This is a genomic window from Mycoplasma sp. 06067-C1-B144P-99-0482-3, from assembly GCF_051053925.1.
In the GTDB taxonomy this organism is placed as follows: domain Bacteria; phylum Bacillota_I; class Bacilli_A; order Mycoplasmatales; family Mycoplasmataceae; genus Mycoplasma; species Mycoplasma leachii.
Map to the genome: position 1 here is coordinate 160,388 of NZ_CP144017.1, position 23,504 is coordinate 183,891.

Sequence of the window (23,504 nt, forward strand, 5' to 3'; positions counted from 1 at the left end):
TGATTTTGTTATAATCATAATAATAGAAAAGAGAGTTTTTATGTATAAAATAATTGCTATTGATATTGATGGAACAGTGTATTCTAGAAAAAACGGAATTCATGAACTAACTAAACTTGCTATAAAAAAAGCTAAAGATAAAGGAATAAAAATAGTTATAGCAACAGGAAGAACTATAACAACTACTAGATTTATTGCAAAACAATTAGATTTATTAAATACTTCTATTCCTTTTATTAGTCAAAATGGTGGACAAGTGTTTAGTTATGAGAAAAATGGTAGTGTAAAGATTAGATATACAAAAAACTTTGCAGCTCAACAAGTGGATCAAATCTTTAGTATTATAAAACAACATAAAGCTCATGCTTTTTGTTATACACTTAATGAAAATATTGCTTATAAAAATAAAGGAATATCTATCTTTTTTTGATGAATGAAAAAAAGAGCTCAAAGAAATGTTAAAGTTTATAAACCTAACAAAAAATTAGAGTCTCAAATTACTAAATATATTTGTTTTGGTAAAAAAGAAAATATGAGGCAAATGAGAAAAAAAGTTGAAGATCTAGGTTTTAGTGCTTTTTCTTTTAGTTATGTAACAAATGCAAAAGAAAATATTGAAATTAATCCAATTGGTGTTAATAAAGGTTATGGTTTAGAATATGTTGCAAAAGAATTAAATATAAAACCAGAAGAAATTTTATTTTTTGGAGATGGAGAAAACGACTTAGAAGCTATTAAATTTGCAGGAACTGGAGTTGCTATGAAAAATTCAAAACTAGAGATTGTTAAAAATGCAGCTGATGATATTACTAGTTTAACTGCAGATCAAGGTGGAGTTGGAGAATATATTTTTAAATATGTTTTAAAAGAAGAGATTCCTATTGAGTTTAGAATAGATAAGTAATTAATCATTATTTTTTAGTTTTTTTAATGTTTGAATATTTATATTTTTTTATATAACTATTTAATCTATTAAAGTATAATTAAAGCAAATAAGGGTGCTGTAAAAGGCTGAGATTATACCTATTAGCAGATCATGGTAATTCATGCGTGGCTAGAGATTTTTTACAGGTTATACCCTTAAAAGGTATAACCTTTTATTTTCCCCTTATTTTAAAAAGGAGATAAGAATGTATACAAATAGATTAAAAGTAGCATTAGGAACAATGTTATCAGCTGTTTCTATTGGTTCTATAAGTTCACTTGTTGTTGCTTGTCAAACTAAAGAAAGCTGAGATACTACAATAACAATTAATAATGGTTATATTAATGATGGATTTTTAAAACAAATTGATAAAGAAGGAAAAGTAATTTCATCTGGTGAGCTAAGTGAAAAATTCTTAAAGTTGTTAGGTGAAAGATTTAATGAATTAAAAAATAAAGATGAAGAAACTAAAAAATATAAAGATGTTAAGTTTCAAATAAAAGAAGATGCCAATAAGAAAAGCTATTATTCTAAATTAGAGAAAAATGACTTTAACAATGACATCTATATTACTAATTATTCATACTATTTAAATAATGTTTGAGATTCTAAAACCAAATCTCTAAATAGAGATTTACCATTTAAATTAGTGTCTCAAGCTGCTACTTTAAGGTTTAGTTGACAATCAGAAGACAACACTTTTTATAAAGATGGAACAAAAGACGATTCACTACGTAAATTAGCAGAAAGCAATAATACTGAATGATTAAAATTTGGTGAATATCCAGATTGATATGCTAAAGAAAAAGAAAAAAATGGAACAAAATTAGACTTTGATGGTTCAAAATATGCAAATTTTTATAAAAAAGATGAATTAACTTATGTGTATCGTGGTGTTGTTTTGATTGCAGGAAAAGATGATGAGCGCAAAAAAATAATAGAGCAATGAGAAAGCAAAAATTGAGATGAATTTGTTAAAAATGGTATTGTTTTTGAAAAAACAAGTAGTGCTGGAGGATATAAATATCAAGTAGCTCTATTTGCTCGTCATTTTAATAAAACAATAGAAGAGATTAGAAATGATCTTGAAAAGAATCCTAAATATGAAAAGTACATTATCAAGGGACAATCTGCTTCTAAGCAATTAGGAAAAAAACAAGCTAATTCACAAATAACTCCTTTAATTGGATTTGATGATGAAGGTTCATATAATTGAACTAGATCTAAAGAAGGGGGAGAAAAATTTAGACCAACTAACTTTGTATCAAGTATAAAAGCAGAAATGGCAATGAATGGCAAATCTATGATGACTGCTACATCCACACCTGTTGCATCAAATTCATCCACTTCAGCTACTACAGCTGAAACAAATGCCATAACAGATAAAAATGGTGCTGTTATTAGAACTTTAACAATGACTAATCCAGCAGGTTATGATGTTGTTTTAGCAAGAAAAGGTTTATTAGATAAACAAGTAAAACTTATTTCAGAAGCCTTACATTCACTTTCATTAACTGAAAATACTTATGGTATTTATACTGGATATAACAAATTTATGCCATTAAGTATCGACTTATTTGAAAAATTAGTAAAATTGCAAGTACAAGCTGAATCAAAACAAGATTTAGTAACAAATATTGATAAAATCGAAAAACAAAAATAGATGAAAAAGGTTATAGAGTTAAAAGAAATATCAGTTAAATATAATAATAAAAGTGATTTAGTTTTAGAAAATATTACTTTAGATATTTTTCAAGGTGAACTAGTTGCTATAATTGGTCCATCTGGAGTTGGAAAAAGTACATTATTTAAAATAATAATTAATTCATTAAAACCAGTAAATGGTCAGATAAAAGTGTTTGATCAAGACATTTTAAAATTTAATAAAAAACAGAAACGTAATTTTATTTCAAAAATAGGTTTTCTAACACAAACTCCAAATCTTATTTATACTGATAATGTTTATAACAACATTATTAGATCAACTAGTAAATATAAAAATAGTTTTTATAAGTTTTTTAGTATATTAACTAAAAAACAAAAAATAACAATTTTTGAAAAATTAGATGAATTAAATATTTTAGATAAAGCTTTTTTTAAAGTAAGTGAACTTTCTGGTGGTCAACAACAACGTGTAGAAATTGCAAAACTATTAATAAAAGATGTTGAGTTAATTTTAGCAGATGAACCAACAAGTAATTTAGATAAAAAAACTAGTATTGAAGTACTTAAAATACTTAAAAATATTTCAGAACAAAATAAAACTATTTTAGTAAACATTCATGATCTTAATTTAGTTAAGAAATATTTTGATAGAGTAATAGCAATTGATAATAAGCAAATTGTGCTTGATAAAAAAACTAAGGATATAAACCAATGGCAATTAGACAAAATTATAAAAAGCCATTTTTAGTTAAAGAATCTAATTTCTTTAAATATCGTTATATAAACAGAACTACTAATACAAAAACAAGTTGAAAATTTCATAAAATCTATTTTCATCTTTTAATACTTTTAGTTTTATTATTAGTAGGTTGATGTTTTTATAATCAAGCAAGTCTTATTAATATTGATAACTTTTATCAAGTAACTAAAAAATTAGCTTTACTATTTAGTTTTGAAAATAAAAACTTTTTAGATACTAGTTATATTTCAAATGAATATACTAACTTATTTTTAGATACGCTTAGTTTGTTATGAGTAACAATTAAACTAGCCTTAACTGGAACATTTATAGGTTTTATATTAGCTGTTATTACTAGTTTTTTATCATTTAGTAAAGTTAATAATAAATTTTTATCTTATTTATTAAGTGCTGTTATTTTAATTTTAAGAAGTACGCCTGAATTGATTTTTATTACTCTGATAACTTCAACTTTTAGAAACGATTTAAGTTTATTATTAGTTTATATTTGATTTACTTGATTATGATTACATAAATACTATATTGATATGTTAAATTCATTTGATTTACATCCATATTATGTTTCAATAAGTCAAGGTAATTCAAAGTTTAAAGCTTTTTTTAAAGAAATTTATCCAAGAATAAAAAATAGAGTAATTGCATTATTTATTTTTTCATTTGAATCAAACATTAGATGAGCTTCAATTCTAGCAGCTTTAAGTTTACCTGGAATAGGTAGATTAATAGTTTATGGAAGCGAAAACACTGCAAATTTTAATCAGCTAGGTATACCTTTATTAGTATTAATGAGTTTTATTTTAGTTTTAGAATTATTAAACTATTTATTTAAAAAATACTTAGTTGAAGCTAGATCTAAAGTTTATAAACAAAAAAATGAAACTAAATTAGAATACTATACGCGTTTATCTAAAAAACTAAATGTTAATAAAATTGTTATTAGTTTAATATTTACTAGTTTAACTATTATAAGTATTATCACTTTTATTAATATTCCAATTTATATCTTTAATTTAGATTATGTTAAATCATTTTTTAATAATTTGTTAAACCCAAACTTTGCTAGTTTTAGTATTTTTAACAAACATATTGAAAATAACCCAATTCTTTTAATTTGAAATTCACTACAGTTTACAATTGTTGCTATGTTTATTTGCATAATTATTGCAATTATAGGTATTAGATTACAATCAATAAGATTAAATAATTTATTTATTGTAATTATTTGTAGAAGTTTAAATGTTTTAATTAGATTAATTCCAACTATAGTTTATTTTTATGTTTTTCATCCAATATTTAATAATGTTTTAACACTAGTAATTATTGTTGTAAGTTTACATCAAGCATCAAGTAAAGCAAAACAATTAGTTGAAGTAGTTGATAATTTAAATATCCAAATCATTAATAATTTAAAAATCCAAGGATATAGTAATAATCAAATATTTTTAAAGTATGTCTTGCCCGCAATTAAAATTGAATTTATCTCATTATCAATTTTTTATTTTGAATTAATATTTAGAGCATCAATTACTTATTATATTTTAGCTAGTGATAAATTATATATTGGACATTTAATTACTAAGTATTTAGATACAAAAGCATTTTATCCAAGATTAGCTATGAGTTATGTATGAATTGCAACATTTGCAATATTAACAATAAATCTAATTGCTAGATATCTTAATAAAAAAATCAGAAAATAACTAGATATTTTAATAAACTATAACCTAGAAAAAAATTTTATTGTTGCTTCAATAAAATTTTTTATGTTTAAACATATTTTTATTTAGGAGATAAATAAATGACAAATCAGCCAGGAAATGCGTTAAGAACATTTTTTAACTCAACTGTTTTTAGTTTTGAAATATTAAGTGTAGCAACATTAATATTTTTAGTTTTTTTATGAAAATTATTTGCTGTAATTTTAAAAAAGCAAGATAATAAAATCTTTTTATCATCAGGTTATACTATAGCAACTCTATTAGCTTTTTATTTGCCTTGAGCTTTTTCAAGTATAGCCTCACAAACTAGTGTTTATCCATTTTTAAATCCTTTAAGTGTTTTTTATTTAAGTGTTTTAAAGGGTTTAGCAAATAGTGGACAAGTTTTAAATAGCTCAAATACTTTAATTGGCTCTCTTTTATGAAAAGGAATACCATATATTCTAACTGGTCAATTAATTGGTGGATTTTTAGGGCTTAGTTTGTTTGTTGGATTATTTTTTTTAATTAAAAAAATTAATCAAACCGGTTTAGAAAATAATATTAATCATTTAAAAATTAGTATGATTGTTAGTTTTGATGATAAGTTGTCTTTAAAATGATACACAATAAAAGAAATTGCTTTTATTATGATGTTAATGCTGTTATTACCTTTAATAAGTATGACAAATACAGCATTTTATAAAACTAATGATTTTCAAATAAAACTAATTGAAGGACTAGTTGTTGGAGTAATTATTTTTGCTTCATCATTTGTAAATTTCTTTTGTTTTCATTTATTTTTTTCTTTAATAAATATTATTTTGAAAACTATTAGTTATTTGAAATTATCAAAGCAACTAAAACAACAATCAACTTATTATAAAGATTTAATTAAGTTTTTTATAGTTGTAATATTAACTATTATTATTCCAATGATTCTAGCATTTTTTGCAATATTAATAAAAATGGCATCTGGAGTATATATTAGTGTTTCTTAATAAGGAGATATATGAGAAATTGATCTTTTAAAAATTTGAAATTTAAAAAGTGTTTGTTATTTTCTTTTATAACTATTTTATCAACAGCTCCAATAATTACAGTTGTTAGTTGTACTAATAGAAATACTACTAATCAAAATTCAGAAATATTTTTAAATTTAAATAATAAAACTAAATTCAATAATAATAATTTATTAAGATTTGAAACTAATAATCAAATCAACATTTTATCTGAAATTAATGAATATTTTACTAATAATCAAATTGATAATTTAATTGTCTATAAAATAGATGGTGCTTCAAGTAAAACTGTTTTATTTGAAGATATGATGTTAGATAATTATATGACTAAATATATGGAATTTAATCAACAAGAATTTAAAAAGATTCTTAAAGATAAATTACATTATAGTGATAATTTAATTAACCGTTTATCTTTTAGTATTGATTATAATAATGTTAGAAGAGATGTAAATAATAGTTTTAACATTGTTTTTCCTATTAGAGTAAGACTTAATTTAACTTCACATAATAAAGCCAAATATCAACAAGGTTTATATAGTGAATATACTATTGAAGTGTATGTTAAAGATGCTATTTCAAAAGCTAAAAGTGAACTAGAGTTGTTAAAAACAGGTAATGAAAAAGAAAAACAGCAAACTAAAATTAAAAACTTAGAAGAAGTTGTTAAACAACAAGAAGAACTTAAAAAGGCTTTTGAAGAATTAAAAACACTTAGACCTAGTGATTTAAAAGTTACTTTAAATAATAATAAAGTTAAAAGAGGACACTTATTAGAGAAATGATGAATTCATGATTTAGATTCAAAACAATTAAAAGAAATGTTTACTGTTGATGAATCTAAATTTAAAGAAATTGAAAAAAAATATCAAAACTTTGAATTTAAATTAACTTTAGAAGATGTTGATTTTAAAGATGCTAATTTAAAACAAAATCAAGGTAATTTAAAAATAAGAGTTGGTGTTAATAATAAAAAAGAAACTGTAAAAGAGAATTTCCAAGCTGGCTTTTATTTATTTTCTAAATTTAGTTTTGATTGAAATGATAGTTTTTGAAAAAAATTAAAATTAACTGATTTAGTTAAAGTTAATACAATTGCAAATACTGAAAATAACACTGATTTATCTAGTTTAGATAAAAGTAATTTAATAGTTAAAACTTATGGTGATCAAATTAAAGATATTAGTATTGATAAAATTACAAGTAAAGATTTTAGAAATGCAAGTATTGAATTAAACTTAAAACTTTTAGATTCTAGTTCTTTTAAACTTGTAAAAAATATTGGAGTTGGAAATTATAGTTTATTGTTTACAAATCAGTTTACAAAACAACACATAAAAGCTCCAAGTTTTGCAACAGAAAGATTAGATGCAACAATATTACCAAGTATTGATAAGTCATTTTTTGGAAGTTTTAATTCTGAGTTATTTTCTGGAGGTTATGGTATTTCTAGAGCATTTTATGATGAAAAAGTAAAAACACCATCATATATGCATATTGGTGAAGATTATATTGCAAATGATCATCAAGAAGTATTAATGCCATATGATGGAGAAGTTATTGCTGCCTATGAATTTACTACAACAAGACCAAGAGAAGGAGTAGGAACTGTAATGGTTCTTAAAATTCCTGTTAGTTCATTAAATTGATCTCCAAAACAAAAAGAAATTTATTTGAATAATAATTCTGATTATATTTTTATGTCATTTTTACATTTAGATGCATCAAGAACTTTAAATAATCCAAAATTAGGTTGGCAAGCTAAAACTGTAGAACTAGGACATATAAGTAGAAGTGGAACAATATTAAATAGAGGAAATAAAAGAACAATTCAAGTTGTTCCAACACTTACTCCAGATAGACCAACTAAAGTTAAAAAAGGTGAAATTATAGGTTATTTAGGAAGTGAATCAACTAATGGTGGATGAATGAGTCATGCTCATGTTAACTTATATACAAATAGAACACATTATTTAACAAAAAACTATTTCAATTTAAAAGCGACAAATAAATTTTTAAGCAAAGATAGATTAAGTAAATATAAAACCTCAGAACATTCATATTCAAATTTAGGAAACATTGGTGTTCATGGTTCATTTGACTTTTTATGAACTAAAGATAAAAAAACTAAACAATTAAAACCAGGTATTAATTTTAAAGTATATGAAACTGATCCAATAACAGGTAAAAGAAAAAATCCACAAAAAGAAATATCAAATGAACTAAGAGATTATGCTCCTGCTGCTAATTTAAATAAATGAGAAATTGAAGAAGGTTATGCTGATCCTAACTTAATTTATAAATTAAGAGATCCTAGAACTTTACAATTTAATATTGAAGACTATATAAAAATACATAAACAATAATTATAGAATTTAAAAATTCCCTTAGGTTTTTAAATAATCAAGGGAATTTTTATTTGCTTAGTTTTTTAAATTTGAATTTTTTAGATAGATAATTATAAAATTGGAGTTGATAACAGAACTAAATTTTACCATTTTATGCTGATCGCTTGCATATATATATCATTAACTCTATAGGTAATATGGAGGTTTTTGCTATGCACAATAAAATAGGTAATAGCAAAAATTCTCTATCAAATGAAAAACCAATATTTCAATATGTAATATGTAGTATGAGCTTTATATGATGATGCTGAAAGTAGTTATCAAAAAGCAATTAAAAAATACTTTGATAAGGAATTTATAGTCTATTCAATTGGTATCAATGATCCTAGTAAAATAAAATTCAAAGAATCAGAAAATTATAAATATAAACAAATTGATTTATCATTACTTAACTTTAATTTAATAAATCAATTAAAGCAATTAGAAAAACCAGATATTATCTTAGCTTCTCCACCGTGTGAAAGTTGAAGTGGAGCTGATTGTGGTGGTAAGATGCTTTCTAAAATAACTACTACTTCAGAAAAAGTTGAAGATGATACTTCGATTTGAAAAGTAAGAAATAAAAAATATTACGATGAATATAATAAAACTGCTCATCCAGTTAAAAGAAGATTGTTTTTACAAAAAGAAGTGGGAAGAATATTAGGAATTAGTACAATAGGAGCTACTATTCATATAATTCAAACTTTTAAACCTAAGATATGAATTATAGAAAACCCAGCAACAAGTAAAACTTGAGATTTTCAAAAACACCATTGAAATTTTTATGAAAATAAAACTTATTACTCATCTTATGATATTGATTTTTCTTTAAAACCAACTATTTTTAAAAGCAATATAAAACTTGATCTACTAACAAATAGAAATAAGGGAAACAATGATCATATTAAGAACTTTCCGTTAAAACCACTATAGGAATATATGAAAAATAGCTGAAATGCTATTTTTTTTGCCTATTTTGTCAAAATATCGATAAAACCTAGGATTTTTATAGAAAAAAATATATAAAAAACAGCTAAAAACTATAGAAAAAGAACGAAAAATATAATACAATTATAGTGACTAAAGCACTACATAAGGAGAAGGAAAATGCCTATACCAAAAGAGATATTAGCTGTCGAAAGACCAAAAAATACAAGAGTAAAGAAAAACGGAAATAGATATGATGTTATTAAAAGAACAAGTGTTTGAAAAAATGGAAAATCTGTTCCTGTAGAACTGGGTAAAATCGGTGAAATAATAAACTTTGAATATGTAGAAATTAAAACAAGTAGACTTAACTTTGCTTTGTGTGACATAAAACAATTCGGAAGAACTGAAATTGCTTATAAATTATCAAAAGATGTATTTGAAAATCTTTGCAAAGTTTATAATCCTTCAGATGCAAAAATAATTTATGCAATAGCAATTATTAGAGCAACTTATGGAAATATCACTAATCGAGAAATTAATAGAAAATATCAATGTTCATTTTTCTCTGAACAATTTCCAGGTATAGGACTTTCATCTAGTAACATTTCAAGGTTTTTAGAAAAGTTAGGATATAACTACAAATACATCAAACAATTCATTCAAAATAGAATCGATACTGTTTCTCCTGGATCTACTATTGTAATTGATGGTATGTTAAAAAAATGTAGTTCTAAAAGTTCTGATTTTACAAAATGATCGTGAAAAGCTAGAACTAAAGGGGTGCAAAACATTTCTGTTCTATATGCTTTTGACCTAAACAAAAAAGAACCCATTGCAAGTAAGGTTTTTCAAGGAAACACACTAGATACAATGGCGTTCAATAGATTTATTGATGAATTTTCACTAAATAATTGCTTAATCATGGGAGATAAAGGAATTCTTTCTAAAGAAAGTTTAGATAAATTAAATACTCAAAAGAAAAATGTTAAAAATCTTTTCCCTATTAAAAGAAACGATAAAAGAATCAAAGCTTTAGAGTTATCTAAATATGAAATGACTTTCAATTCTGATGAAGATATTATTTTATGTAAAAAAGCAAAACTAGATCAAGACGAATCTTTATATTCATTTAAAAGCACAAATGACTACAGCCAAGAAAGAAGAGTTTATTTAGATAAAGTTAATCGTGAACAAAGTTTTAATAACGAACTTTTACAAGAAAAAGAAAATCTTTTTGGAACAATTACTTTTATTTCCAACGAAGATTTATCTTTAAAACAAATATATGATCTTTACAAAACAAGATGAGAAATTGAAGAATTTTTCAACTTCTATAAAAACATTGTTGAACTGGATTTTGTAAGAGTACAGCAAAACACAAGTGTAATTGCTACTGAATTTATAAACTTAATAAGTTCTATAATCACTTCAAGAATGAAAAAAGAATTTGAAGAAAAAGGATTAACAGAGAGATTCTCGTTTAATCAAATAATGGAAAGATTAAGTTCAGCTAATAAGTATTTAGATGGTATAACTAAAAAATGACACTATACAAGTGAAAAGAAATATACTGACAATATTATTGATATTTTAAACCTATAGTGGCAAAAATGATAAATTTCTTAATATAATAAATACATTATTTTATTAGCTGTTTTAGGCTCAGGATTTTTAATATCTAGTTTAGATTGATTAACATATTCTTTAATAAAAAGAAAAACTAAATAATAAAACTATAAAAAAATACACCAAACCCCCCGCTACCATAAACACGGACTAAAATTTTTCAATATTATAACAGGATTGTTTTCTGAATTGTACAGGAGACAATCCTTTTAATTTTTCTTTTATTCTTATGTTGTTATATCAATAAATATATTTATGAATCCTTTTAGTTAACTCTTCTACTGAATTATATTTTTCACCATAATAAATTTCTTGTTTTAATAAACCAAAGAAGTTTTCTATAATAGCATTATCTAAGCAATTACCTTTTCTAGACATACTTTGTGTTATGTTATTTTCTTCTAGTTTTTTAACTCAGCTAATGTGTTGATAATGAAATCCCTGATCAGAGTGAATTAACAAACCATTTGTATTTTTAACCTTTTTAAGTGCTTTTTCTAGCATTGAATTTGTTAAGTTTAAGTTAGGATTAGTTTGAATCGAATACAAAATAATTTCATCATTGTAAAGATCAATAATTGGTGATAAATATAACTTTTGACCATTAACTTTAAACTCTGTTACATCAGTGCATCAAACTTTGTTTTCTTGTAAAGAATGAAAATTTCTTTTTAAAACATTATCTGCAATTTTTCCAACAGTTCCTTTATAAGAACTATATCTTCCATTTTTTGTTCTAAATTTGATACACTGAACACCAAGCTCTTTAGTTAACCTTAAAATTTTTTTGTGATTAACAATATATCCTTTTGATTCTAAAGCTATTTTTAGCCTTCTATACCCATATGTTTCAAATGATTTGTTAAAAATATCAACAATCATTTCCTTTAATTCTTTGTTTTTATCTATTGTATTTTCTAACTTATGTTTTCATTCATAAAAAGAAGATTTAGGCAGCTTGGCTATTTTTAAGAGAATAGAAATTTTAACTTTTTTGTGTGTTTTTAGTAATTCTAAAACTACTTTTGTTTTTTCCTTGTTGATTTTTGTTTTGTCAACAAGGTGTGGAACTTTTTTCAGAATTCAGCCTCCAACTTATAGTATTCAACTTGTTCTTTTAATTCCTTAATCTGTTGTTCATTGTTAATTTCTACTTGAGATTTCTTTATTTTAGTTGGTTTTTTATTAGGGTTTTTCATATTTTTCTTAGGTCTCCCTATATTATTATTTAACCCTAAAAATCCATATTCTTTATACTTTTTAAATCATCCAGCTATAGTTGATGAATAAACAATATTAAATTTTCTTGCAATTTCATCATAAGACTGATTAGTTTTAAGTTTATATAATACAATTTTGAGTTTTAATTTTGGACTATAATAAGGTTTTTTATCCTTATTAATAAGTCCTTCAATTCCGAATGCTTCAAATCCATTAATTAAATTTTTTACAGTTGAATCTGAAATATTATACTTATTTGCTAAATAAGTGCTCCTTTTTACATTAAGTTTTTTAGCTTCTTTAACAATTTTTAACTTTTTTTCTAAATCTAATTTGGACATATAAAAACCCCATTTCCTGGATTTTTAGTCCGGAATATGGGGTTCGGGGGAAAAAAGGTGTATTTTTAAGGAATAGAAATTAGCATTACAAACACATACTAAAAAATATAAATATTATAATTGGATTGTTTTCTGAATTGTACAAAAGATAATCCTTTTATTTTATTATTTTAGATTATTTTTATTAAAAATCTATTATCTTAGGATCTAATAAAAATTGCTTAAGTCCTAAATATAAGATTCCATTATCATCATATTTAGGTTCAATATCATCATAAACAATTATTATTTTTTTAAAGTTATCTTTAATTTTTAACAAAGAATTAGTTTCTTGATCTTTTTTTTCTTTAGTATAAACATTCATAGCAAATTGAATGTAATATCTTTTATTTGCCATTTCAACTACAAAATCAACTTCTAGTTGCTTTGTTGTTCTTTTATTATTAATTTTTATTTGTTGTTCAACAGCACCAACATAAACACTATAATCTCTTTTAATAAGTTCGTTATAAACAATATTTTCTATAATATGATTTTTTTCTATTTGTCTAAAATTAATACAAGCATTTCTTAAACCAATATCAGTAAAATAGTATTTATTAATTGATGAAAAATGTCTATTTCCTTTAATGTCATAACGTTCTATATGTGATAAGATAAAGCTATTTTCAAAATAAGATAGATAATTAGAAATTGTATTAGATGATATATCAGTTTTCATTTCTGATTTAAATCTATTTTGCAGTTTAGTTGGATTAGTAAAAGAGCCAATAACTGAAGAAATAAATTTTAAAAGTATTTCTAAAACAACAATATCTTTTTGCACATTATATCTTTCTTTAATATCTTTTAAATAAATTTCTTGAAATTGATTAGTTAAATAATCTTTTTTTTCTTCTATAGTTTTATTTAAATAAACTTCAGGCATACCACCATAATTGATATAATGATCCAAAGCCTCATCACCATTTTTAAAAAAAGTATTAATTTCACTAAAAGTTAAAGGATGAACTTTTATCTGACTAGATCTACCTCTAAAATTTGTAAGAATATCACTAGATAACATTTTTGAATTACTTCCAGTTATATATAAATCAATATTTGGATTATCAAAAAAACTTAGTATCACATCAACAAAGGTTAAAACTTGTTCATAACCACTTTGGTTTACTTGTTTTATAATTTCACAATATTGAATTTCATCAATAAAAACATAATAAACTTTATTTAATTCACTTGTGTGTTGTTTTATATAGTTATACAAGTTATTAAGCTTTCTATATTTTATATTTTCTCATTTATCTAATTTTAAAGTTATGATTTGATTTTCTTTAACTCCTATTGATAATAAATAATTTTTATAAATATTAAAAAGTAAGTATGATTTACCTACTCTTCTTATTCCTGTTATTACTTTTATTTTATTATTATTCTTTTTACTTATTAATTTATTTAAATAATAGTCTCTATTAATTTGCATAAGTTATTGTTTTCCTTGTAATTTAATAATAACATTTAAAAAATAGTCATTTAATATTTTAGTGTATTTACATATAAATATTAAATTAATAAAAAGTGTTAAAAGATTTTAAAATGGTTTTGCACTTTTTGTTATTTATTTAAAATCTGCTTTAATTTTTTTAATTGATTTTTAAAACATAAGTTTTAGTTTTTATTTAATATTTTAGTGCATTTATATATAAATATTAAAAACTAAAAAAGTATTTCAATTTATCTTTTTAGATATTAGTTGCATTTTTTATTAATTCTATTTTTTATATATTATTTAAAAACTCCATTATTAAAAACTTTAGTTATTTTTACTTATTTAAATAATAAATTAAAATAAATAATAAGATATTACTATAGATAAGAGGTTTTATTATGAAGTTAAAAGACTTAAATTTAAAACGCTTAATTTTAATAGATTTAGATGGAACTACTTTAACTAATCAAAATGATCAAATTCATGAAATTACTAAAAAAGCTATATTAGATGCTCAAAATAACGGACATATTGTTTGTATAGTTACAGGAAGACCTTTTAGAGCAGTTGAACATATTTATAAAGAGTTAAATTTAACTACTTTATTAGCTAACTTTGATGGTGCACACATTCATGATCCTAATAGTAAGTTAATGAAAAGAGTAGTTTTACCTATTAATTATGAAATTATTATGCAAATTATTAATGAACCTATTATTAAAAATAATGTTGAAAATATTTTAATTGAATATTATGATAAGTCTTTATTATGAAAAACTGATAAAGAATTAGAAGATTTTTTTCATCTAAATAAAGTTGAAAATTCAAAAGACTTTATATTTATTAAAGCTTCTCCATATACAGATTGAAAATCACCAAGTAATAATTTAGTTCTAAAATTAAAATCAAATGAATCTAAAGATGAAGTAATTAGAATTTTAACAAAATATCAAGATGCAATTAAAATTCAAAGTGATATTTTATATGGAATAGTTACAAGTAAAACAAAACCAGTAATTACTTTAACTAATAAAAATGCTGATAAAGGTTTTGCAAGTATTTTTTTAGCTCAATATTATAATAAAGATATAAGAGATGTAATAGCATTTGGAGATCAATTAAATGACTATGAAATGTTAAAAACAGTTGGTTGTTCAATTGCTATGAAAAATGGTGTAAATAATTTAAAATTCATAGCTAAAGGTATTACTCATTATACTAATGATGAAGGTGGTTTAGGTCATTATTTAAATTTATTATTAGAAGGAAAAGAAGTTTAAAAAAATAAGAGACTAAAGTCTCTTATTTTTAATTATTAATTAATTTGTGCGGTTTGAGTGATTGTTAGTTTAATATCTTTTTCGCTATCATAAGTATTATCGGTCAAATCAGTAAAAGTTGATGCGTATACAGATAAGTAAAGTTCAAATTCAATTTTTGCTTCCTTTATTCCATTCTCATTTGTTATTGTTAAATAAATATTTTTAATTGAATCTTTATTGACTCTTGTATGAAAAGGATATAAAGACATATTATTTTTTAAGCCAAGTATAGATTTATATTTTTTTTCATTATTTCTATCTAGACTTAGTGTTTGAGTTGTTCTATAAATATTACTTTTATCGTTTATATTTACTATTAGTTTTTTAAATAATTCATTTTTAATTCTAGTTTGATTAGAATTGCCTAGACCTATTTTTTTGTTATATGCACCATATGTAATAAATTGTTGGACTATTTTTTTAAGACTTCTCTTATTTAATATTTCTTTGAAATCATTTTTTAATAAATCTACAAAAATTACGTTGTTATTTTCATTTTTTATATCAACTTTTCTAAATCCTTCTAATTTAAATTTTTTAGTTATTAATGGATCGCCTTTATCGTTTGTATGATCATCAGTATTTCTAATCTGTACTTCTAGTTGCAATATTCCATTAAGATCATCATATGCAGCACTTATTATTTCGTCCTTATAAATTTGTCTATACTCTTCTTTGTATTCAAACAATAATTCTTTTGTTCCAATGCTAAACCCAGGAAAATCATTACTAAATAAAGAATCATTTTTATTTTCTAGATCTTGGAAATTAATGACATTGCCAGATTGTTTTATGTCTTTGTTATATTTATTTTGATCCTCTACATATAAAAGCATATAAGCAACAAGAGAAGGATATAAGCCTTTTATTTTTTCATTTATTTTATCCTTGACCTTTATGTATCCATTCTTTTTACTTTTGTTGTCTTTTTCACTTTTAGCTTCTTCTTTAAAACCAATAAAACTGAATATAAAAATTTCAGACTCATTAAATTTAGTGAACTTAATTTTAACTTTGTTAATTATTCCTTTTTCATCAATTATTTCAGGCAAAGACTCACTATCAAATTCAATTTGATATGTCTCTAAAATTTCTTTATTTTTATTGAATATAATCTCTTTAAATATATTTTGCCCCCTACTTTTTATTTGAACTCAAGCAGCATTTGCAGTTTTATTATTGTAGGTTGTAATGTATTTAAAGTCTATTTTTTTATTTATTTTTTCTATATCTAGGAAATCAACTCTATTTTTAGAATCATTTTGTTCATCTGATTGTGGTTCTTCATTATTTGGATTATTATAATTATTATTTGAATCTGAATTATCATTATTTTCAGGTGGTTTAGGATTATTAGAATTATCTGGTACAGTTTCTGGGTCACCAGGAATAGATTCAATTTCTGGTTGTTTTTCACTATTTCAACCTTCAGTTGGCTTTTTATTTTCTGTTTTGTTAGCTGATTCAGGTCTATTATCTGGTTTTTTACTATTTGGTAGTTGTGGAATTTTATCTGGTTTATTATTTTTATTATTTGTTGTACATGAAACTACACTAAAAACACTAAGACTTGAAATTGGTAAAAATGCTAAAAATAATTTGTTAAACTTTCTCATATTTTTTCCTTATTTTATATTGCAACATAATAATATAACATAACAATATAACTTTATCAAGATATAAAAACTCTAGTTAAAAAACTAGAGTTCTTTCAATAAATATAAGTTTATTTTAATAAATTAATTGATAAATCAGCTGTTGATTCTAATCTAATATCAGCATCAACATTAATACCTATGCAAAAAATACTAGCATTATGACTTGCTTTAACTCCAGCAATGGCATCTTCAATAACAACACACTCTTTTACATCTAAACCCAATAATTCACTAGCTTTTAAAAAGATATCACTAGCTGGTTTTGAGTTTTTAATTTCATTTGGGTTAACTAAATAATCAAAATCATTAATTAGTTCTAATTTAGTTAAAATATCTTTTGCATTAAAACTAGAACTACCTAAACAAATTTTAATATTATGCTTTTTTAAATCTTTAGTAAAATCAATTATTCCAGGTAATATTCAACTTTTATCAATACTTTGTAATGTCTTTTTATATAGTAAATTTTTTTGCTCTAATAAGTTATTAAATTGATTAGTAGTTAATTTTAGATTATAAAAATCTAAAATTATTTTTAATGATTCTTTTCTGCTAATTCCTCTTAATTTATCTAAAAAAGATTTATCTAAACTACTAATTCCAATAGTTTTAACAGCTTGAGATCATGCTAAAAAATGTAATGGTGCAGTATCTGTAATTACTCCATCTAAATCAAAAATAACACCTTTAAATTTCATTATTTTATTTTAAACACTTTCATAGAAATTGGATCTAAACTAATAGTTTTATTAGTTTGAATTTGATTTGAAATTAAATCAATATTATTAACTAATTCTTCTTTTTTAATTTCTAATTTATCATCACTATTATTAACTAAAATTAAATAAGTATTATTATCATCATATTTAATAAATTCTAAATAGTTTTTATCATCATTAATTAATGTGTATTTTAAAGTTCCATAAGATCCTAAAACTGGATTTTCTTTTCTAATTTGAATTAGTTTTTTTAAATAATTAAAGATTTCATGATTTCACTGATCTTTGTTTCAGTTCATACATTTTCTATTTAAAGGATCATGAGCTCCATCTAACCCAATTTCATCACCATAATAAATACTTGGTGATCCAGCTAACATAAATACTAGTGAATAAGCTAGTTTAAACTTTCTTATATCATTATTACATAAAGTTAATAATCTAGTAGTATCATGGCTTGTTAAGCAATTTAGCATTCCTTTAAAAACATTTCTAGGATAATTATTTAAAACTTCAGTAGTTTTGTCGTTAAACTTAGATGGTTTAATTGTTTTTGTTACAAGTTCACAAATTGGACTTGTAATCATATAATTAGTTACTCCATCAAATTGATCTCCTTTTAGCCAAGGATGAGCATAACCTCAAATTTCACCAAGTATATAAATTGATTTATTTTTATTAACTGTTTTTCTAAAATCTCTTCAAAACTCATGATCAACTTCATTTGCTGCATCTAATCTTCAAGCATCAATATCAAATTCTTTAATTCAATAATTAGCAACTTTTAATAAGTATTTTTTAGCTTCTTTATTAGTTGTATTAATTTTTGGCATTACTTCATGAAATGCAAAAGTATAGTAATTATTAACTGTTTTTTTGTTATTATTTTTATCAACTATTTGTTCTTGTAAAGGGAATTTATTTATATAAAATCAGTCTTTATATTTTGAGTTTTCTTGGTTTTTTAAAACATCTTGTCAGAATTTGTTTCAATACCCAGCGTGATTAAATACAGCATCTAACATAATCTTAATATTTCTTTTATGGCATTCTTCAACTAGTTTTTTAAAAGTTTTTTTATCTCCAAAGTTAGGATCGATTTGTAAATAATCTATTGTGTCATATTTATGATTGCTTTTTGCTTTAAAAATTGGACATAAATATAATCCATTAACACCAAGTTCAACTAAATGATCTAAATGATCAATAATTCCTTGTAGATCTCCTCCAAAATAAGAATCAAAACTAGGATCAGTAGAATTTCAAGCTAAAGTGTTTTTTGGATCGTTATTTTTATTTCCATTAGCAAATCTTTCTGGAAAAATTTGATATCAAATAGTATCATTTATTCAATCTGGAGCTTGATAAACATCATTTGGATTCATTCAAGCATAATTAAACCCTCAACCTCCAGTATTTATCATTTTAAAATCATCAGTTTCATAAAAGCCTTTTTCACCAAAATAACAATGATCATCTTCTATTCCAAATAATTCAAAAAAATAAGTTAGGCGTTTAAATTCGGGTTTTACTTCAACAAATCAATAATCATATAACTTAGTTGATCCACTTTTAGTCATTTCTTTTGGTTTTAAGTCAATATAATCATTACCTAATAAATAATGTCCACGTAAAAAAGGATCTCCATGATGAATAATTACTTTTTTTAAATCATCTTTTTTTGTTCTTAAAATAATATGAATATAGTCTTTATCATAACAATATGCCATATTAGATCTTTGTTGGTGATGAATAGCAACTCTATCTATTACTTTCATAACTCTCCTTGCAATTAATTACATAAAAATTCTAAATTAAGTTTTAAATAATAATAAATATTATTATTTAGTAATTAAAAAATATTGTGCATACAACTAAAAAAAGCATCTAAGATGCTTAATTTAGTTTAAATATTTTCATAGATAATGGTTTTAAAACAACTTTAGAACTAGTTTGTTTTTCATTAGTTAATAATTCAGTGTTATTAATTAAATCAGCATGCTCAACTTCTATTTGATTATCACTATTATTAACTAAGATTAAATAATGAGTTTTAGTATCAGTTTTAATATATTCTAAATATTGTTTTTCTTCATCATATGATTTAAATTCTAAAAATCCATAAGATCCAATAGTTGGATGAGCTTTTCTTACTTTAATTAGATTTTTTAAATGATTAAAAATATCTAAATTTCATTGAGATTTATCTCAAATCATACATTTTCTACAACCTGGATCATGAGCACCATCTAATCCAATTTCATCACCATAATAAATACTTGGAGAACCAGATAAAGTAAATAAAATAGAATAAGCTAATTTTAATCTATTTGGATCATTTTCACATAATGTTAATAATCTAGCTGTATCATGACTTGCTAAACAGTTAAACATTCCAGGTCAAATGTTTTTTTGATATAAAAAGATAACGTTTGTAACACGATTTTTAAATCTTCTAACATCAATTTCTCTAGTTGCTACAAAATCAATAATTTGTCTTGTTAGAACATAGTTCATAACTCCATCAAACTGATCACCTTTTAATCAAGGATTAGAATCACTTCAAACTTCTCCAAGAATATAAGTACGTTTTTTTTGATTTACAACTTGTCTAAATTCTCTTCAAAAATGATGATCAATTTCATTAGCAACATCTAATCTTCATGCATCAATATCAAATTCTTCAACTCAATATCTAGCAACTTCTAAAAGGTATTTTTTAACTTCAGGGTTACTTGTATTTACTTTTGGCATATATCCAGTAAATGCAAATGTGTAATAGTTTAAATCTAAACTAGTATTTTCAGTTAGATTTTCATCTAATTTTTGTACAGGAAATTTGTTAATATAGAATCAATCTTTATATTTTGATTTTTCTTGGTTTTTTAAAACATCTTGTCAGTAAGGATGTCAATATCCAAAATGATTAAACACAGCATCTAGCATTACTTTAATATTTCTTTTATGACATTCTTCAACTAGCTTTTTAAAAGTTTTTTTATCTCCAAAATGTGGATCAATTTCAAAATAGTCAATAGTATCATATTTATGATTTGTTCTTGCTTTAAAAATTGGACATAAATATAATCCATTAACACCAAGTTCAACTAAATGATCTAAATGATCAATAATTCCTTGTAGATCTCCTCCAAAAAAATTATCTGCAGCTGGAGCATCTGAATTTCAAGCTAAAACATTTTTTGGTGAAATTTCAGGATTTCCATTAGCAAATCTTTCTGGAAAAATTTGATATCAAATTGTGTCTTTTACTCAAGTTGGAACATCAAAAATATCAATTTCATTCATTCAAGGAAAACTAAACTGACTAGCTTGTGCAATTTTTATTTTTTCAAGTGGATAAAATCCTTTTTGACTATAATAGATTCTTTCATTTTCACTAGCTAGTTCAAAATAATAAGATAAACGTTTAAATGGTGGTTTAACTGAAATAAATCAATAATCATAAATTTCAGTTGATCCAACCTTTCTCATAGCTGTTTTTTCTAAGTTTAAATCATAGTTATTTGTTTCAACTACAACTTTTGGTTCAAAAGGCTCACTGCAATGAAAAATCACTTCTTTTAAGTTATTTTTTTTAGCTCTTAAAACGATATGAATTCTGTCTTTATCATAACAATAGGCCATATTAGATTTTGGTATATGTAAAATAGCTGCACGCTCTATATTTACCATCATCTCTCCTTTTTAAAAACTAATATACCTAATTAATATTAATTCTTTTTTATATATTGTATAGGTTTATTTATCAATTAATGCTAATTATTGTATAGACAAGATAGCAAGTTTGTTAGATATGCTTTTACAAAGAAATTAGTATAAAGAATAAAATAAAAATGAATAGTGACTATATGAAAAAATCATATGCATTATATACACAAATGAGATAAATTAAAACTTTAAAAGAGATGATAAATTATGAAAAAAATATTAACAATGCTAACTAGTTTAGTAGTTGTTGGTGGATCTGCTTTAACAGTGTTAGCATGTAAAACAACTAACAACACTGATATAGTTGTTCAAGCAAATGATAAATGAGTTCCAATTTATCAACAAGCTGCTAATAAGGTAAATAAAAAATTTGAAGAACAAGGATATAAGTGAAGAGTTAAATTAAAAGAAATTGGGTTATTTGATGAAAAAAAATTAATTGATGGAAGAGGAGTTAGAGATAAAGGAATTTCAGATATTTTTGCAATTCCACTAGATCGCTACCCTCAGTATATAAATCAAAATACTTTAAAAGATTTAACTGAATATATTAAAAAAGATTTAATAAAAACAAAAGAAGATGAAGATCGTTTTGGAATAAAAATCGATAATAGTAAATCTGGAGTTGATGCTATTAAATTAGAAAAAAATGTTAATACTTGAAAATCAGTTCTAGGTAGTGATTTAAAAGGTAATCGTTTATATGGAATAATTCCTATGTCTATTGAAAATATGATTTGATTATTTGATGAAAATAGATTAAGAATTAAAAAAGAAAAAGGCGATGATAATAAGCTATATGCATATTTAGTTGGTTCTGAACTTGAAAAAGTTAAAAATAAATTAGAAAAATATGAAGAAAAAGATGGTGTGGGTAAAAAATTATCAGAAAAACCAAAAGCAAGTATTGAAAATTTAATTATTTTAAATAAAGCTCAAACTAATGATTATAAATTTGAAAATCTAAATGAAATTGAAGATAAAGAAAACGTTAATAAAGGTGCTCCTTTAGCATTTGTTGATGCTGGTGCTTCATTTCAAGGTGGAATGTTTTTAAATTCTATTTTAAATAAAAGAGCTGATGATATTAGTAAATTAAAAGCTGATAATTCATCTTTAGGAATGGTTTGAGTTAATAAAAATAAATCATTAAATTCAACAAATATTGATGATTTTGATTCAATCTGAGAAAATGATATGTTTAAAGATGATTTTAATCAAACAACTCAAACTATTGTTGATTATGTTAAATCATTAGGTGGACATATTACTGAAATTTATGGAGGAGCAGCTGGTCAAATTAATCAAATTTTAGATGATGCCTTAAGAGATGGAACAACAGCAATGACTTTAGTTGGTCCTTGAGAAGTTAGTTCAAAACTTGAAACTATGAGAAAAGCTCCTAAAAATAAAGGACATAAATTTGGATTTGCATCAATTGGAGATATTAGTTTTAATAAAGGTAAAAATAAACTAACTGGATTTGCTGGTGGATATGGTTGAGGTATTAAATCATCTATTTTAAATCTAAAACTAAAAAATAATAAAGGTGAAGAAATGGATAAGACAGCAGCAACTATTGAGTTTATAAAAGAAATTTCTAAAAAGGAATATGCTACTGAAATGGCATTTGTTGATGGAAAAATTAGTGCTTATAGTGATATTGCTGATTTTTTAGTTAAAGAACTAAAAGAAGGAATTAATATTCCAGAATTAAATGATAAAGGTGTTAAGAAAACTGCTGAAGAAATCAAAGCTGAAAAAGAAAATAGACAAATAATTGGTGAAGCTTATCAAAGTATTATTGATGGGTATGAAAAAACTGGAAAAGATGCTGATGTAGCACCAAGAGCTGATAATGAGTTATTTGGTATTTATTGAGAAGCTTATACAACTGCTTTTGGTTCAACATTTAACAAAAAACAAAATAAAGGAATGAAAGAGAAATTTGCTGATATTTTTAGAACAACTTATAAAAAAGAAAAATCACAATACAAGTTCCATTAATTAATA

At 23.5% G+C, this 23,504-nt stretch carries 15 protein-coding genes and 1 pseudogene; 10 read left to right on the forward strand and 6 right to left on the reverse strand.

The annotated features are described in order from the left end of the window. Window positions 1–40 precede the first annotated feature (40 nt). From V2P32_RS00745 to V2P32_RS00780, 8 genes and pseudogenes are all read left to right on the forward strand, one after another. A complete protein-coding gene (locus V2P32_RS00745) occupies window positions 41–904 on the forward strand; it encodes an HAD family hydrolase (protein ID WP_434343686.1) in 864 nt (287 codons plus the stop codon). A gap of 226 nt (window positions 905–1,130) precedes the next feature. Beyond that, complete coding sequence (gene cypl, locus V2P32_RS00750; protein ID WP_434343687.1) at window positions 1,131–2,588, forward strand: ABC transporter thiamine pyrophosphate-binding lipoprotein p37/Cypl; 1,458 nt, start codon at window positions 1,131–1,133, stop codon at window positions 2,586–2,588. Further along, on the forward strand, window positions 2,589–3,338 hold the full coding sequence (locus V2P32_RS00755; RefSeq protein ID WP_434343688.1) for a phosphonate ABC transporter ATP-binding protein: 750 nt from the start codon (window positions 2,589–2,591) through the stop codon (window positions 3,336–3,338). Continuing rightward, window positions 3,302–5,050 carry an ABC transporter permease subunit gene (locus V2P32_RS00760; RefSeq protein ID WP_434343689.1) on the forward strand — a complete coding sequence of 583 codons (1,749 nt, stop codon included), beginning with the start codon at window positions 3,302–3,304 and terminating at the stop codon, window positions 5,048–5,050. Before V2P32_RS00755 ends, V2P32_RS00760 begins: the two co-directional genes overlap by 37 nt. Before the next feature lie 98 nt (window positions 5,051–5,148). Continuing rightward, window positions 5,149–6,048 carry an MAG4940 family membrane protein gene (locus tag V2P32_RS00765; protein WP_434343690.1) on the forward strand — a complete coding sequence of 300 codons (900 nt, stop codon included), beginning with the start codon at window positions 5,149–5,151 and terminating at the stop codon, window positions 6,046–6,048. Between the two features lie 11 nt (window positions 6,049–6,059). Then, window positions 6,060–8,435 carry an MSC_0775 family lipoprotein gene (locus V2P32_RS00770; RefSeq protein ID WP_434343691.1) on the forward strand — a complete coding sequence of 792 codons (2,376 nt, stop codon included), beginning with the start codon at window positions 6,060–6,062 and terminating at the stop codon, window positions 8,433–8,435. Between the two features lie 194 nt (window positions 8,436–8,629). Further along, window positions 8,630–9,365 (forward strand): annotated as a pseudogene (locus tag V2P32_RS00775) (DNA methyltransferase); the annotation flags it as partial. Between the two features lie 201 nt (window positions 9,366–9,566). Further along, complete coding sequence (locus V2P32_RS00780) at window positions 9,567–10,991, forward strand: transposase (protein WP_434343692.1); 1,425 nt, start codon at window positions 9,567–9,569, stop codon at window positions 10,989–10,991. 174 nt (window positions 10,992–11,165) lie between these two features. Here V2P32_RS00780 and V2P32_RS00785 read toward each other — a convergent pair. Together V2P32_RS00785 and V2P32_RS00790 are read right to left on the reverse strand one after the other, a co-directional pair. Beyond that, window positions 11,166–12,577 (reverse strand): IS3 family transposase gene (locus V2P32_RS00785; protein WP_434343693.1). Its coding sequence is split into 2 segments (ribosomal slippage): window positions 11,166–12,085 and window positions 12,085–12,577, totalling 1,413 coding nucleotides; the frame shifts between segments, so codons are not numbered across the junction. Between the two features lie 184 nt (window positions 12,578–12,761). Beyond that, on the reverse strand, window positions 12,762–14,057 hold the full coding sequence (locus tag V2P32_RS00790) for an ATP-binding protein (protein WP_434343694.1): 1,296 nt from the start codon (window positions 14,055–14,057) through the stop codon (window positions 12,762–12,764). Window positions 14,058–14,461: 404 nt separating this feature from the next. Here V2P32_RS00790 and V2P32_RS00795 point away from each other — a divergent pair, with 404 nt between their 5' ends. Then, window positions 14,462–15,343, forward strand: a complete 882-nt coding sequence (locus V2P32_RS00795) for a Cof-type HAD-IIB family hydrolase (RefSeq protein ID WP_434343695.1) — start codon at window positions 14,462–14,464, stop codon at window positions 15,341–15,343. 35 nt (window positions 15,344–15,378) lie between these two features. Here the strand turns inward: V2P32_RS00795 and V2P32_RS00800 are convergent, their stop codons facing one another. The 4 genes from V2P32_RS00800 to V2P32_RS00815 all read right to left on the reverse strand — a co-directional run bounded on the left by V2P32_RS00800 (window position 15,379) and on the right by V2P32_RS00815 (window position 21,455). After that, window positions 15,379–17,001: an LppA family lipoprotein gene (locus V2P32_RS00800; RefSeq protein ID WP_434343696.1), complete on the reverse strand. Its 1,623-nt coding sequence runs from the start codon at window positions 16,999–17,001 to the stop codon at window positions 15,379–15,381. A 110-nt stretch (window positions 17,002–17,111) separates the two neighbouring features. Next, window positions 17,112–17,741, reverse strand: a complete 630-nt coding sequence (gene pgmB / locus V2P32_RS00805) for a beta-phosphoglucomutase (protein ID WP_434343697.1) — start codon at window positions 17,739–17,741, stop codon at window positions 17,112–17,114. After that, window positions 17,741–19,540 carry a glycoside hydrolase family 13 protein gene (locus tag V2P32_RS00810; RefSeq protein WP_434343698.1) on the reverse strand — a complete coding sequence of 600 codons (1,800 nt, stop codon included), beginning with the start codon at window positions 19,538–19,540 and terminating at the stop codon, window positions 17,741–17,743. Before V2P32_RS00810 ends, pgmB begins: the two co-directional genes overlap by 1 nt. A gap of 118 nt (window positions 19,541–19,658) precedes the next feature. Further along, the gene (locus V2P32_RS00815) at window positions 19,659–21,455 is read right to left on the reverse strand and encodes a glycoside hydrolase family 13 protein (RefSeq protein ID WP_434343699.1); all 1,797 of its coding nucleotides are present in this window, start codon (window positions 21,453–21,455) and stop codon (window positions 19,659–19,661) included. A gap of 243 nt (window positions 21,456–21,698) precedes the next feature. Here V2P32_RS00815 and V2P32_RS00820 point away from each other — a divergent pair, with 243 nt between their 5' ends. Next, window positions 21,699–23,498: a lipoprotein gene (locus tag V2P32_RS00820; protein WP_434343700.1), complete on the forward strand. Its 1,800-nt coding sequence runs from the start codon at window positions 21,699–21,701 to the stop codon at window positions 23,496–23,498. Window positions 23,499–23,504 lie beyond the last annotated feature (6 nt).